Source organism: Chryseobacterium flavum (assembly GCF_003385595.1).
Classification (GTDB): domain Bacteria; phylum Bacteroidota; class Bacteroidia; order Flavobacteriales; family Weeksellaceae; genus Chryseobacterium; species Chryseobacterium flavum.
Genome location: NZ_QNUE01000007.1, coordinates 132,515 through 146,966, shown reverse-complemented (window position 1 = coordinate 146,966; position 14,452 = coordinate 132,515). Strand labels below are relative to the sequence as shown.

The following is a 14,452-nucleotide window of genomic DNA, read 5'->3' as shown; positions in this document are numbered from 1 at the left end:
ACAAGACATACTGTCTTTTATTATTTTTTATATACAGATGTATTGGGTTCAGAAAATCGAACCAAAGCTTTCAGGTTTAAGAATATACCTGAATAAGAATGATATGTTATTATCAGATTTTAATAAATCAAAGTTACACTTTTATGATTAAAAAATAAAAATTTATGATTTTGTCAACATAATTTAATCTGCAAAGTCTTTAACTTTGATAACATTCTTATTATCAATATATTATTATAATCCGATACACCAAAATAAAATATATAAAATGGAACCATTTACTGTTAACATTCCCGAAACCGTAATATCAGACTTGAAAAACCGCCTGCAAAACACCCGATGGCCGGGAGAAGCCGAGGGGGCAGGCTGGAACTACGGTACCAATGAGACTTACCTTAAAGGACTCACCGAATATTGGATGAATGAGTACGACTGGAAGATGCATGAACAGCAATTGAATCAACATCCTCAGTATACAGTCCGGATAAACGGAATTTTGATCCACTTCCAATATATCAGGGGGAAGGGCCCTGATCCCAAAGCATTGATACTTACGCATGGCTGGCCGGACAGCTACTATCGTTTTCATAAAATTATTCCTTTACTTACAGAGGGGGAACAAAGTTTTGATCTTATTATTCCTTCAATCCCCGGATTTGGCTTTTCCGATAAAACAGCCCTCAGCAGCGGAGAAGTAGCCGACCTTTGGAAAAGGCTGATGACAGATATCCTTGGCTATGAGAAGTTTTGTGCTGCAGGAGGTGACATAGGCATGGGTGTTGTGAAAGCACTGGCCTCAAAATATCCAGAAGTGATGGAGGCTGTTCATTTAACAGATGTAGGTTATCCCAGGGGGCAGGAAGACCCGGCAAGTATGAGTGAAGATGAAAAAGAGTTCGCACAGCTTGTTCAGCAATGGTGGTATAGTGAAGGAGCCTATGCGATGGTACATTCTACCAAGCCTCAATCTATTGCATACGGATTAAATGACTCCCCTGCCGGGCTTGCCGCATGGATTATCAGCTTTATAAATGCAGGAGCTTCTCCTGAAATGATAGAAACAGCATTCGGAGGAAGGGATGAACTTCTTACAAATATTATGATTTACTGGGTAACCCAGACTATAGGATCATCTGTAAGAATGTATAAAGCTGATGCCAGCACGTTATGGGGAGGCGCACAAGCACCGCAGAAAACAAATGTACCGGCTGGTATTGCTGTATTTCCCCGGGAAGCCCAGTTTCCTGAAGAATGGGCGGAACGTTTCGTGAATGTGGCAAGCTTCAAAAAGATGAATGAAGGCGGTCATTTTGCTGCTTTGGAACTACCACAGGTTTTTGCGAATGAGCTAAGAACATTTTTCTATTCTGCCTAACCTGATTGCCTGATACAGATAAGAAGACTTATCCACAATAAAATGTGGATAAGTTGTTAATTTTAACATTAAGTTCACATTTCGTATTAAAATTATTTGTACATTTACTATGTAAAATAATCGAAGTGGAAACTTTTTTTGCTTTTCTCAACATTGAAATTGCAATTAAATTTGAAATAAAAATTTAAGCACAGCATTGTCGGCTGTGCTTTTTATTGTTGTCTAATTAAAAAAATGAGATGTTTTATCTATTGAATCCCACCCCTAAAGGGTGGGTTCTTTTGTCTAGTAGCCCCACCAAGAATCGAACTTGGATCTAAAGTTTAGGAAACTTCTATTCTATCCATTGAACTATGGGGCCTTTCAAATGATAAAGTTACATATTATTTTGATCCTGCAAAACCCGGGTGAATATTGACCTCAATATTTTTTATGTACAGACATTTCCCGAGGGCAATGCAAAACGCCATAAGTAAAAAGCTACATCCCGCTAGAGATGCAGCTTTAACACAAATGATGAAAAAAAAATATCTTCAATAAAAATGAACCAATCAATTCATTTTATAAATTATTATTTAAATATTACAATTACTTGTATTGCAAAAATAGCTTCTATAAGTATTTTATTTTTGATACAAATACGTATAAAAATGGTAAAAAACTACCTGTGATACTCCTTTCTGAATTCTGTTGGAGTTATTCCTTCTTTCGACTTAAAAAATTTTGTAAAATTGGTCACCTCTTTAAAACCTAATTGGTAGGCAATTTCACTTATGCTCATTTCATTATACATCAGGTTTCTTTTAATTTCTAAAATCATCCGGTTGATCAGCCATTGTTTAGGGCTTTGCTTCTCAACCTGCAAAAAAGCATTTTGAAGACTACGTAAACCAACTCCCAATTCATAGCTGTAATGCTCCAGACTGTTTTGCCTGTACAGATTCTTATTAACCAGTGATTTAAACTTTGAAACCAGAATCTTGTTTCCACAAACGTCCAAACTGATATTAGCCATGCCTGATAAGCTTTCTGTCATCAGCAGTATATTGAATAAGTAGTTATTCAATATTGTGGTCTGTATTTCATTATAAGGTCTCTTCAATTCTTTTTCAATACAGGTAAATAAGGAAGAAATTTCTTCAAACCTGTCTCCTAATTCAAAATAAGGCAAACTTAACGGATCATTAAAAAGACTGGCCTGTCCGAAGAACTGAGTCTGAAGGCTGCTCTTACAAAGGAAATCATCAGTAAAAATCAGCACTCTGCTTTTGTAAGTTACAGGTGCATGGAACTGACTGATCTGATTCGTTGAAACAAATAATATATGCTTTTCTTTGACTTCCAGCTCCTTAAAATCTAAAGTAAATACTCCTGAACCCTCGTAAAAAAGATGAATACAGTTAAACCGGGTTTTGTGAGGTTTAAAAAGTTCAGCAGACCGTACTGATAACAAATCTGATATATTTTTGGTATTTATAAACTGATTGCTGTTATCAGGATGTAGAAAAGGCTCAATAATAAAATCCTCCATACATACTTAAATTTTCAATATAAAAAATTAAATTACAAAATTTTAATTTATGCATATTTGTAAAAAATAAAATATGAGAAAAGAAAAGCTATACGCTATAAGAAAACAGAAAGGGTTTACCCAAAAAGAGATTGCTGATATACTCGGAATAGATACATCCAACTACAACAGAAAAGAAAATGGATCTGTAAAAATATCTAAAGATGACTGGAAAAAGATTGCAAAGTTCCTGAAAGTGCCTGTTGAGGAAATTTATGATGATAAGTATACCTCTAAGAAAAGTATGGAAAACAGAGAAGACTATATTATAATCTTAGAGAAAGAAAATAAGGAGCTCCGGACAAAACTGGATAACATTCTAAAGATTATTGCACTCTAACAGATTTTTCCGAAATATTTTTATATAACATTTAGATAAGATTTCCGAACTTTACATGGATTTAGAAATTTAATGGAACATCAATTCGAATTACCCGTCATTTATAAAGGAAAAGAACTCCTTTTCAACGGACGTCTCGCTACATTTTCCTATGGTTATAAGCTCTCTGTCAATATACATGATACAGATGTTGTTTTTGAACGTGATGATCAGGGGAACCTGCGGGCGATACTCCCCAATATACATGATGCTTCTCCAGCTTTTCCAATAGAAAAGGAGCTTATTGAAGCAATTATTGAAGTTTTTAATGAACTTCAGGTTTTATAATGGTGTTTACTTTATAAAAAGCTTGAACATTAAAAATAATTTGCAACATAAACTCTTTGCTTTGATATAGCAACAAATTACCAGATCAATTTAATTTACTTACTGATAAACTGTTCAGTATTTAAATGTTCACCAAAATGGTGTACAATATCATTCAGAAAATACTCCTGTTGTGCATGATCAAAAGCTGATGTCGCATCTGACAATACATATGTATTATAACTTCTTTCATGTCCGTCTCTCAGAGTACTTTCCACGCAGACATGGGTTGCATAACCAGCCAGGTAAATGTTTTCTATTCTATTATTTCGTAAATAAGCATCCAGATTTGAACCTGTAAAGGCGCTTGCTCCTGTGCGTCCGCTTACAATAAATTCACCTTCAATTGGCTTTACAGTTTCAAAAAAATAAGACCCAAATTCACTCACAAGGAATGTTCCCGCGTTTGGAATTGCTTTACGCAAACCGCTTTTTCCGCCGCCTAACTCAGGATATCCACTCTCAAAACGTAAACCTACATGGATAACCGTGATGCCGTTATTTCTGGCATATTTCAATATTTTTTCAATATTGAGAATCGAGTTAAGCATCATTTGTTCATCTCTGACTAATGCTTTTCTTAATTTCCCATCTGTATGCATCCATTCATTCTGAGTTTCAATAAGAATAAGAGCTGATTTTTCTATCTGTGCCTGTGTGTTATTCATGCTTAAAATATTTATATAATTAGAATAATAGTTTTCATTATGGATAATTTAAAGGGTAAGATGTAAAGGGTTTGCAATATGCTCATTAGATATTTTAGCTACAGCTTTCCAGCCATCAGGATATTTTATATAAGAGAGATAATCTGTAATAATGATCTTATGATCTCTGAACAGCTGTGCTTTTACTATGGCTGTATTTCCTGTAACATCCATTACATCAATAGTATAATCAAGGTTTCTGATTCCGGATTTCACTTTTTCAGAAGAGTTTTTATAATTTTCAACTACTTTCATCCAATCATGGAGCTGAAGACGGAAAAGCTCATGTTCTTTGGCTATCAATATGGCAAAATCAGGGTGAAATCCTCTTAACATTTCTTCTACTTCAAGTTTATTTAAAGCTCCGTTTATAAAAGTTTCTTCTACAAGCTTTCTTAATTCTTGCTTTTCTGTACTTAAATTTTCTATTAACCAGTTATCATGCAGCCATTTTTCTGTTATCCGTTTATGTTCACTATTATTCCATTTTATATTACGTTCAAAAGTAATTATAGATCCGTCGAAGCCAACAATTACCCACGCATAATCATTTCGTGAAGCATTATAGCATTTATATTTCATTCCTGACACAAGAACCTTTTTTCCGTCAATCATAATCTCTTCGTCATGTCTTTCTATCCAAAGATTTCTCAGATTTTCTGCTAAAAAGAGGTCTAACTTCAATAAAAAATTCTTTGCGATCTTTTCCGTTTCTGCCTTTGAAACCATTTTAACGTTAGAATATTTCTTATCCATCATAGTAAAGCCTAAAATACAATTGTCATTTTCTGAAATAATGAATGAAAAATGTTCTTTTTGTAAACCTTTATTTTCAGTTTTTTCAAATCGGAACAAATGAGCCTGTACTCCATCAGCTTTTACTTCATTTACGGACTGAAATAAATAACCATCAGGAATTTTCACAATTTTCTGAAATGCCTCAAGCCCAACTTGTAAATTATAATCATTCTTTTTCATACATGCATTTGTTAAATATTCAGGTTTCATTGCCATAATCGTTGATGTTAAAGTTATAATTGCTACTACTAAAACTGCAATTGCCTTTTTCATACTTTAATTGTTTTTAATTATCAATAATTGTAAATTATTTACAATTGCAAATTAACAACTAATATTTTATATTTGCAACATTAATTGTAAATTATTTACAAATGAAAAAAAAAGAAGAAAATAAAAACCTTTCATTTGACTCTTACTTTTTAGATAAACTCGTTGTCGGTATTGGTGAGGTATCACAGATAACAGGTATTCCAACCAGGCAGATACGTTACTGGGAAGACAAAGCCATTATCTCCAGTATGACGGAGGAGGAAGGTAAAAACCGGCGCTATAATTATGAAAATATTAAAAAAATGCTTCTCATAAAAGAATTAATGGAAGAAGGTTATACTCTAGATGCTTCTGCAGAAAAAGTACAAAAACGTATGGAAATGATTGAAAACACATTAGATACATTGCACAAACTACAGAACAAGAAAAGTTAATTGCTTGTTTACTGGTATAAACAAATCATTACTATTCTGTGAAAGTTATAGTATCATTGCATAAGATCAGCCTTCTCAAATGAAATAAAAACCAATACAAGAGACCGTATCAGATCTCCTTACAAATGTACTTTTTATTAATCTGATATCCTGTTAATGCTATTCAAAAACAATATAATTACTTCGGTATTACCGAGCTTAGGCATACAATTGAAAATTAAATTCCACATTTTAATTAATCTGGCATTCAGAATTTCATAACCTTGCTGCATACACTGAATTCAGATGACTAACGGATCCATAACAAGGTGAAAAGTTGTCTGTTGTGTCTAAAAGGAAAGTATTATACTTTATCTGATAGCCTCGAATAATACTAAGAAAAATTATTTTAGCTTTTACGGAAAACCTTCATCTGCCCTGCCATTATGGCCAGTAATATACCAAAACAGGCAAAAAATCCGTAAGAATATCTCAGGTCAAAAGCTTCAGCAATATATCCGATAAGTGGTGGCCCGATTAAAAATCCTAAAAATGAAATACTGGACACAAAGGATAATGCGATACTTGGTGCTACCGTACTCACCTGTCCTACTGTACTGTAAACAGACGGAACACTGAGAGAACTTCCAAGTCCTATGATCATAAATGCAATAACACATATCCACAGCTCCGGAAAAAAAACACTCAGGAACAATCCTCCACTCATCAGAAAACCACAGGCTTGCAGAATGGTTCTTTTTCCGAATCTTTCAATAGCCCCATTTCCGATGAATCTTCCTAAAGTCATCATTAAAATAAAGCTTGTATACCCCAGTATAACAAGATTTTCCGGCGCCTTTACAATTGTTTGGAAATAAACCCCACTCCAGTCGAACATAGCACCCTCAATAGCCATACTAAGAAAACCTATTATTCCCAAGGCAACCAATGTGGGATTAACTGACTTAAAAATTGACTGTTTTTGCGGGGTTGCCTGATGGATCATATTGGTTAAATGCATTTTACTATACATCCAGAATAGAATCACAAGCACAAAAGTGACCATAAAATGGTAAAATGTATTTATTCCTATATTAATCATCAGTAAACCCACTACAGCGCCAACCAGCCCGGCAAAACACCATGCACCATGACAGGAAGACAATAGAGTTCTTTTTGTTATTCCTTCTATCTCAATAGCTTGTGTATTCATTGCTATGTTGCATAAATTTCCGGAGACCCCAAAGAAAAACAGAACAATTGCCAGGATCCAGTATGATGGAGCAAGCCCTATTAATATAAGAAAAAAAGGATATAATAAAAAGCATTTCCTGATAATCCAGGAACTTCCGTACATACTAATCAGCTTTCCTGCAAGCACCATCGTAGAGAGCTGCCCGATAGGCGTCAGCAACAAAAGTGTTCCAAGCTCCGCCTCACTGATCAAAAGCGCATCTTTAATGATTGGAATACGGCTTGCCCAGGAAGAAAAAACAAGACCATGGGCAAAAAAAAGCAGAAAACATGCGGCCGGCATTTTCGAATGGGAAGATTCTGTATTGTACATGATCCGTATTAAGTTAACAATTCCGGCTGCGAAGTTAAGAACACTCAGGAATAAAATCTATTCCATTTTTGTCATTTTATATTCCGTTTTAATCAATTCTATTAAAATGATAGAGGCAAAACAAGAATTGACCAGGTTATAACGGAGTATACAAAAAATAAGATCAGAAAAATAAAATTATCCTCTGACCTCAAAATGATAAAAGCAAAAATATCGGGGACATTAAAATCCACATTAAAACAAATATATTAATCACTGTGTTATTTACCTTCTGTTGTGTCCCCGATGGTTTCAAAAAACTTAAAAAAATTTATACTACTTTTTTATAATTTTTCTGGTCACTGAAGTTCCGTTTTTTAAATCTCCCTGAAGAATATATACTCCTTTAGGTAATTTTGAAATATCAATATTTTTTGAATTTTCACTGGTCAGAACAGTTTTCCCTTCAGAAGATATAAGGGAAACCTTCCTGATATCTTCTTTTGAAGCTAAAGTAATACGTTCAGAACTTGGGTTCGGATATACCGACAAATCTTCTTTTTTATTATTTAGCTCATGTGTTGACAAGGTTCCTGAATCAAGATAAGAAACCACCTTTGCTACATGTGTTGTCCCGTTTGAAACAAAGGTATTGATGCTGAAAGACATTACTATCCCGGCATTCTGGCTAACCCATATATAACCCTCATTTGTATAACTCATCGGAACAGGTAACCCGGAACCAGTTTGTGTTGCAGTGCGCATTTTTTTTATTCTCAGGACATTAGTATATGTTCCCGAAGGAGTTATTACGGTCCCGTAACCATCTACTGTATTTTCTTCCTGCCCTGTTTCATTTGTATTTCCTATTCCAGTTGAAACACTGCTAAACTGATAATTGTCAGTATATTGCTGCAGGTAAGTTATAGGAAATTTAAATTCAATCAGCGGGTCAGTATACGTTGTGGTCACATCTCCCAAAGCCGGCCCGCCATAAGATCCGATTCTCAGGATCTGATTGTCATCTACAGAAGAAAAATCATAAAAATCTGTCAGTGCCGGTTTATTGATCCTGTTCGCTGTTGCAAATCTGAAGCAGTTAGCCTGCCCGGGACATTCGTTCGTTGTAGTTGTTGAAACATTAGGACCGGGATATGCAGAAAAGTCCCATGTAATATTTGCTCCCGATGGCCCTGCAGTAACCGCAGTACCGGTTACATCATCAGACTTGAATGTTATGGGAATATTGATGCGGTCAATTCCTGTCCTCGTAACTGAAGGCTGTGCATAAGCAATAACACCCATAGCGAGAAATAAGATAGAGTTTAATTTTTTCATATTGTTTTTATTTAAGTTGAAATAGATTTGGCTTTTAATACAAATTTATTTCTAGTTTTAAAAAAGTACAATCCTGAAAAAGAAGGATTTTAATCTACCTGAAATCCGGTATTTTTATTGCTGCCTGAAATGAGTATATTTTACAGTAATGACAATTGCTTATGCATTTTAATTAAATGACTGCCTGTATCTTAAAGGTGTTTTATCTGTTTTCCTTTTAAATAGTTTATTAAATGACTGTGGATGCTCAAATCCCAGGGCATAAGCAATCTCTGAAACGGATAAATCAGTAATAGAAAGATATTCCTTTGCTTTTTCAATTAATTTTTCATGAATATGCTGTTGGGCATTCTGTCCTGTGAGATTGCGAAGCATATCACTCAGATAATGCGGGGATAAGTGAAGTTCAGAAGCAAGGAATTCTACCGTAGGTAAACCTTTGTTTAATGTTTCCTGTTCATTGAAATAATCTTCCAGTATTGCTTCCATTTTAGAAAGCAAATCACTGTTTACCATTTTTCTTGTGATAAACTGTCTCTTATAATAACGGTTACTATAGTTGAGCAGAACTTCAATATAAGAAACAATCACATCCTGACTTATTTCATCTATAGCAGTGTTCAGCTCAAGGGTAATACTGTCCAGAATACCTGTAATTTTTGTTTTTTCCTGATCTGACAAATGCAGGGCCTCATTGGTATCATAAGAAAAGAAACCAAACTTTCTGATTTTTCTTGCCAAAGGATAACTGCGGATAAAATCGGGATGCACCAGCAATGTATAACCACTATATTCTGCATTTTCATCTGTAGAGAGAATCTGCCCCGGAGCAGTGAACATCATTCCTCCTTCGTTAAAGTCATAATATCCCTGTCCATATCCCATTTTTCCTTTTGTAGAATATTTATAGGAAATCTTATAAAAATTCAGCAGAAAACTTCTTCCCAGAAATTCTTTACTGACCGTCATTTTCGAATTATCCACTAAACTTATCAGCGGATGAAGAGGCTTCGGAAGCTGCAGCAGATCATGCAGTTCAGATATGGATGTTATTTTCAAAGGAACAATTTCTTTTTTTTCCATACTATAAATGTATAAATTTTTCAAGTTTAAAAACAGCACAAACAGATTTGTTTATGCTGTTTCAATAACAGCGGGCTAGATAAATTGTTTTCCGAGCTGCTCTCTGAAGGCTTCATCCCCCAGCTCAAGACGTTGTGCATATAATGCTTTTGCATCCTCACCAGCTACATATCTGAGCTGCTTTTTTCCATCGGTTGCTGCTTCATAAACTACTTCTGCAATCTGTTCCGGAGTAGATGCCATTTCCATCATTGCTTCCATACCGGAAAATAATGAATGCGTCATCTCTTCATAAGCCGGGCTAGTTGCTGAATCTAAAGAACGGCTTACAAAATCCGTTTTAATTCCTCCAGGAGAAACCGTTTTAATATCTATTCCCAATTTGTTAAGCTCAAAAGCCATACTCTCACTCCATCCTTCCAATGCCCATTTTGTTGCGTGGTAGGTAGAACCTAGGGGAAATGCTATCAGACCGCCAATTGATGTGGTTGAAATAAATGTTCCGCTTTTCTTTTCCCTGAAGTATGGAATAAATGCCTGAGTAACACGGATGACACCTAATAGATTAGTATTTAACTGCTTTACGATCTGTTCGTCAGTTAAAGCTTCCAGAGGTCCCAGGAGACCATATCCTGCATTATTAAAAACCACATCCACATCACCCAGTTCGAGCGACTTGCTCACTGTGAATTTTATCTGCTGTGAATTTGTTACATCCAATGGAAGTACGGTTACATTTTCTAACGCAGCCAGATCTGACCCTGCTTCAGGATTTCTCATGGTAGCAATTACTTTCCAGCCATTTTTTTGAAATAGCTGCGCTGTTGCTTTACCTAACCCTGTAGATGCACCTGTTATAAAAACTGTTTTCATTTTTTCTATGTTTAAATTACAGGACAAAGTTCAGGAATAGAAGAAATACCGGAGTTGCCAAAACGGATGAAAATGTATCCAAAACGGATCCGAACCGTTCTTTTATTCACCCGTTTTTTGTAAGTTTGTTTCCAGCAATTTTTATGGCAGAATATATTCTTGAAAACATAAGTTTCAGTACCCTTTCCGTATATGATCTGCTGAAACACACTTCAGACAGCTCCTTTATACAAAACAGGGATTTTCATTCTTTTTATCCCATCTCTATTGAAATCAATTCAGGGGTATTTACCAGAGAATCCTCTCTTCTGAACGCCCCGGTTGTTACAATCAGCTATATTGGCAGTTCACTACTTTGCAGCTGCAGCTGTGAAAACCCGGAAGGAAAGCTTTGTATTCATCAGACAGAAATCATTCACTGTATCCTTGAGGAAAAAAAATTCAGAATGTTTTTTGACGCTTACCTTCGTAGAAAAACACTTCTTCCGAAAGCTAGAATTTATGGTTTGGAAAACGAAGCCGATCTGGATACCTATTTTCAGATAAACTATCTTGAAGGCAAAATTGATATACAACCTAAAATTAAAGAATTGCTTCCGATAGATGAGCAGACTTTAAAAAAGGACCTTATTCCTCTTCAGCATGACAGATTAGCTGAGCTGGCATCCCATGACAAAACAAAAAAACAAATTCTTGTCATTGGTAATCATCGTTATTATAATCATCTTGTTTTTGCCTTAATGGAAGCGGAAATAACCCAAGCCGGAAAGTTAAAAAACCCGGTTGTTCCTATAGATGCAATGCCATTGATATGGAACGCAGAAACACCTTTGGATATCAAATTTTACACTGCTATTTCTACATTTCAGAATAATTATAATGAAGATTACACACTCGCCGAACTTGAGGCTCTTAAGATAATAGTACAAAACCCTTTGAATCTGGATGTATATTTTCATGATCGCAATATTACTGAAACTGTATCGTCAAAATCCCTGATTTCCGTTACATTTAATACTTTAAATGCAGACATACAACTAACTATATTTAAGAAAGATCCGTTTTATGAAATTACAGGCGAGCTTCTGTTTCCGGACCACACCGTCCCATTTAAAAATGTAATTCTTAAAAATGAATATTTTATATATAATCAACAAGAATTCAGTTATGTAGACCATCCTGATATGCTCCGGGTAATTAAATTTTTTAAAACCAATAATGAAATATTACTGATACACTCATCAAAATACGAGGAGTTCAAGCAGTCCATTCTATCACCACTGGAGGAGCGTATTTATATCAATTACAACTACATACATGCAGCATCTGAAGTTCAGCTTAAAGAAAAAGATTTCAGTACAGAAAAAATCATCTATTTACGGCAACAACAGAATTATATTGGAATTACTCCTGTTATACGTTATGGAGAATTAGAAGTGCCGGTGTATTCAAGAAAACAGCTTTTCAATACTGATCAGAACGGAAACCTGTTTAAAGTTGAACGGGATGAAGTTTTGGAATCACGCTTTACTTCTTTAATTATACAGCAGCATCCTGATTTTGAAGAGCAAACAGATGGGTATCAGTATTTTTATCTTCATCGTGATAAGTTTATGGAAAACGACTGGTTTCTTGATGCTTTTGATACCTGGAGAAATGAGGGAGTTACCATACTTGGGTTTAATGAACTGAAAAACAATAAACTGAACCCACATCGGGCAAAAATAAATATTCAGATTACCAGTGGACTGGACTGGTTTAATGCAAAGATCAAAGTTGGATTCGGTAAAAAAGAAGCCTCTTTAAAACAAATTCACAGGACAATCCGTAATAAAAGTAAATTTGTACAGCTGGATGATGGCACCCTGGGTATTCTTCCTGAAGAATGGATCAATAAAATTTCTGCTTATTTTAAGGCCGGAGAAATAGATGAGGAACTGTTAAAAATTCCGAAGATTAATTTTACAGAAGTTGCTTCTCTCTTTGAAAAGGAAGTTTTAAGTAATGAAGTATATGAAGAAATACAGGCTTATTCATCGCAATTATATTCTTCTGAAAAAATTCCACAAACTTCTGTTCCTTCAGATTTAAAAGCTGAGTTAAGGGACTATCAGCATGAAGGACTGAACTGGTTGAATTTCCTGGACAGCTTCAATTTCGGAGGATGCCTTGCAGATGATATGGGTCTTGGAAAAACACTTCAGATTATTGCATTTATCCTATCTCAAAGGGAAAAACGCGGACACACTACCAATCTGGTGGTTGTTCCCACTTCTCTACTTTTTAACTGGCAGGATGAAATAAGAAAATTTGCTCCGTCTATAAAAGTATTACAGCATCATGGTTCTGACAGGTCTAAAACCACAGCCCATATGGTGGATTATGATGTGGTAATTACCAGCTACGGGATACTCCTTTCAGATATTCAGTTTCTGAAAACCTTTTATTTCAATTATATTTTTCTTGATGAATCACAGACGATCAAAAATCCTGACTCTGAAAGATATAAAGCAGCCCGTTTACTTCAATCCAGAAACAGAATTGTTCTAACCGGTACTCCGATTGAAAATAATACCTTTGACCTTTACAGTCAGCTGTCATTTGCGTGCCCGGGTTTATTAGGAAGTAAAAGCTACTTCAAAGATATTTATGCTATTCCTATTGACAAATTCGAATATTCTAAACGAGCCGCGGAACTTCAACAAAAAATAAAGCCTTTTATTCTTCGCCGGACAAAAAAACAGGTAGCCAAAGAGCTTCCTGAAAAAACCGAAACAGTAATCTACTGTGAAATGAATGCTGAACAACGCAGGATATATGATGCCTACGAAAAGGAACTTCGTGAATTTATTGCAGCTAATGATGAGGATGAGCTGAATAAAAACAGCATGCATGTCCTTACAGGACTTACCAGACTCAGACAAATTTGTAACTCTCCGGTACTTCTTAAAGAAGGATATTCCGGTGAACACTCTGTAAAAATTGAAATTCTGATGGAACAAATCACAGGAAAGTCACAGGATCATAAAATACTTGTCTTTTCCCAGTTTGTAGGAATGCTTGATCTTTTAAAAGCGGAGCTGGAAAAACGTGAAATTCCGTTTGAATATCTGACTGGCCAAACCAGAGACAGAGGTGAAAAAGTAAATAACTTTCAGAACAATGAAAATATACGCGTGTTCCTGATCAGTTTAAAAGCAGGTGGCATTGGGTTAAACCTTACCCAGGCAGATTATATATACCTGATAGATCCCTGGTGGAACCCTGCGGCAGAGAACCAGGCAATTGACCGCAGTTACCGTATAGGACAAACTAAAAACGTAATTGCAGTCCGTATGATTTGCTCAAATACGGTGGAAGAGAAAATTCTTACACTTCAGAAAAGAAAAAAACATCTCGCTCAGCAGCTCCTTAAAGCAGATGGATCAAATTTTCAGGGGTTTTCAAAACAGGAACTGATGAACATCCTTGATTCAGAATGATATAACCATTTCAATCTAAAAACAAAACCGACAGATATTCTGCCGGTTAAAAAAACAAAAATTGATATGGATATGATTAGATATGTTCTGTTTTTTAATTATTTTCCTGATAATTTTATGATCTCCTTCAAATTTGGAATAGTGGTATACTATTTTTCCATCAATGAACAATAATGACCGCTGAAAGATTGATTATTTTTTTATAGTCTGATTTTTTTTGTTGAAGCAAATTTATATTTATTTAGAATCAATAAAAATAATAACGTCGTGATTTTTATCAGTTTCTTT

Annotated in this window: 12 protein-coding genes and 1 tRNA gene; 5 read left to right on the top strand and 8 right to left on the bottom strand. The window is 35.1% G+C overall.

Annotation, left to right across the window (positions count from 1 at the left end; genetic code table 11):
- Positions 1-268: 268 nt before the first annotated feature.
- Complete coding sequence (locus tag DRF59_RS10835) at positions 269-1,375, top strand: epoxide hydrolase family protein (protein WP_115959563.1); 1,107 nt, start codon at positions 269-271, stop codon at positions 1,373-1,375.
- 289 nt (positions 1,376-1,664) lie between these two features.
- On the opposite strand, the gene DRF59_RS10830 is transcribed toward DRF59_RS10835, so the two are convergent.
- Together DRF59_RS10830 and DRF59_RS10825 are read right to left on the bottom strand one after the other, a co-directional pair.
- Positions 1,665-1,736 (bottom strand) — tRNA-Arg (locus DRF59_RS10830).
- A gap of 300 nt (positions 1,737-2,036) precedes the next feature.
- Positions 2,037-2,906, bottom strand: coding sequence for an AraC family transcriptional regulator (locus DRF59_RS10825; RefSeq protein WP_115959561.1), 870 nt, complete (start codon positions 2,904-2,906; stop codon positions 2,037-2,039).
- Positions 2,907-2,979: 73 nt separating this feature from the next.
- Between DRF59_RS10825 and DRF59_RS10820 the strand changes: the two genes are divergently transcribed.
- Both DRF59_RS10820 and DRF59_RS10815 read left to right on the top strand, forming a co-directional pair.
- Positions 2,980-3,285 (top strand): helix-turn-helix transcriptional regulator, encoded by a 306-nt coding sequence (locus tag DRF59_RS10820; protein WP_115959559.1) that lies wholly within the window; start codon positions 2,980-2,982, stop codon positions 3,283-3,285.
- A gap of 72 nt (positions 3,286-3,357) precedes the next feature.
- A complete protein-coding gene (locus tag DRF59_RS10815; protein ID WP_115959557.1) occupies positions 3,358-3,612 on the top strand; it encodes a hypothetical protein in 255 nt (84 codons plus the stop codon).
- 95 nt (positions 3,613-3,707) lie between these two features.
- On the opposite strand, the gene DRF59_RS10810 is transcribed toward DRF59_RS10815, so the two are convergent.
- On the bottom strand, positions 3,708-4,319 hold the full coding sequence (locus DRF59_RS10810; RefSeq protein WP_115959554.1) for a cysteine hydrolase family protein: 612 nt from the start codon (positions 4,317-4,319) through the stop codon (positions 3,708-3,710).
- Between the two features lie 48 nt (positions 4,320-4,367).
- Positions 4,368-5,429, bottom strand: coding sequence for a nuclear transport factor 2 family protein (locus tag DRF59_RS20770; RefSeq protein ID WP_157967449.1), 1,062 nt, complete (start codon positions 5,427-5,429; stop codon positions 4,368-4,370).
- 101 nt (positions 5,430-5,530) lie between these two features.
- Between DRF59_RS20770 and DRF59_RS10800 the strand changes: the two genes are divergently transcribed.
- Complete coding sequence (locus DRF59_RS10800) at positions 5,531-5,863, top strand: MerR family transcriptional regulator (RefSeq protein WP_115959552.1); 333 nt, start codon at positions 5,531-5,533, stop codon at positions 5,861-5,863.
- Between the two features lie 388 nt (positions 5,864-6,251).
- On the opposite strand, the gene DRF59_RS10795 is transcribed toward DRF59_RS10800, so the two are convergent.
- From DRF59_RS10795 to DRF59_RS10780, 4 genes are all read right to left on the bottom strand, one after another.
- Positions 6,252-7,409, bottom strand: a complete 1,158-nt coding sequence (locus DRF59_RS10795; RefSeq protein WP_115959550.1) for an MFS transporter — start codon at positions 7,407-7,409, stop codon at positions 6,252-6,254.
- Between the two features lie 315 nt (positions 7,410-7,724).
- A complete protein-coding gene (locus tag DRF59_RS10790; RefSeq protein WP_115959549.1) occupies positions 7,725-8,726 on the bottom strand; it encodes a T9SS type A sorting domain-containing protein in 1,002 nt (333 codons plus the stop codon).
- 168 nt (positions 8,727-8,894) lie between these two features.
- Positions 8,895-9,809 carry a helix-turn-helix domain-containing protein gene (locus tag DRF59_RS10785; protein ID WP_115959547.1) on the bottom strand — a complete coding sequence of 305 codons (915 nt, stop codon included), beginning with the start codon at positions 9,807-9,809 and terminating at the stop codon, positions 8,895-8,897.
- A gap of 75 nt (positions 9,810-9,884) precedes the next feature.
- Positions 9,885-10,682 (bottom strand): SDR family oxidoreductase, encoded by a 798-nt coding sequence (locus tag DRF59_RS10780; RefSeq protein ID WP_115959545.1) that lies wholly within the window; start codon positions 10,680-10,682, stop codon positions 9,885-9,887.
- 143 nt (positions 10,683-10,825) lie between these two features.
- Here DRF59_RS10780 and DRF59_RS10775 point away from each other — a divergent pair, with 143 nt between their 5' ends.
- A complete protein-coding gene (locus DRF59_RS10775) occupies positions 10,826-14,164 on the top strand; it encodes a DEAD/DEAH box helicase (protein ID WP_115959543.1) in 3,339 nt (1,112 codons plus the stop codon).
- Positions 14,165-14,452 lie beyond the last annotated feature (288 nt).

Bases quoted from the DNA above. Each gene is read 5' to 3' on its own strand.
- DRF59_RS10835 (WP_115959563.1), top strand. From the start codon at position 269: ATGGAACCATTTACTGTTAACATTCCCGAAACCGTAATATCAGACTTG.
- DRF59_RS10810 (WP_115959554.1), bottom strand. From the start codon at position 4,319: ATGAATAACACACAGGCACAGATAGAAAAATCAGCTCTTATTCTTATT.
- DRF59_RS10780 (WP_115959545.1), bottom strand. From the start codon at position 10,682: ATGAAAACAGTTTTTATAACAGGTGCATCTACAGGGTTAGGTAAAGCA.
- DRF59_RS10795 (WP_115959550.1), bottom strand. From the start codon at position 7,409: ATGTACAATACAGAATCTTCCCATTCGAAAATGCCGGCCGCATGTTTT.
- DRF59_RS10790 (WP_115959549.1), bottom strand. From the start codon at position 8,726: ATGAAAAAATTAAACTCTATCTTATTTCTCGCTATGGGTGTTATTGCT.
- DRF59_RS10800 (WP_115959552.1), top strand. From the start codon at position 5,531: ATGAAAAAAAAAGAAGAAAATAAAAACCTTTCATTTGACTCTTACTTT.
- DRF59_RS10820 (WP_115959559.1), top strand. From the start codon at position 2,980: ATGAGAAAAGAAAAGCTATACGCTATAAGAAAACAGAAAGGGTTTACC.
- DRF59_RS20770 (WP_157967449.1), bottom strand. From the start codon at position 5,429: ATGAAAAAGGCAATTGCAGTTTTAGTAGTAGCAATTATAACTTTAACA.
- DRF59_RS10775 (WP_115959543.1), top strand. From the start codon at position 10,826: ATGGCAGAATATATTCTTGAAAACATAAGTTTCAGTACCCTTTCCGTA.
- DRF59_RS10815 (WP_115959557.1), top strand. From the start codon at position 3,358: ATGGAACATCAATTCGAATTACCCGTCATTTATAAAGGAAAAGAACTC.
- DRF59_RS10825 (WP_115959561.1), bottom strand. From the start codon at position 2,906: ATGGAGGATTTTATTATTGAGCCTTTTCTACATCCTGATAACAGCAAT.
- DRF59_RS10785 (WP_115959547.1), bottom strand. From the start codon at position 9,809: ATGGAAAAAAAAGAAATTGTTCCTTTGAAAATAACATCCATATCTGAA.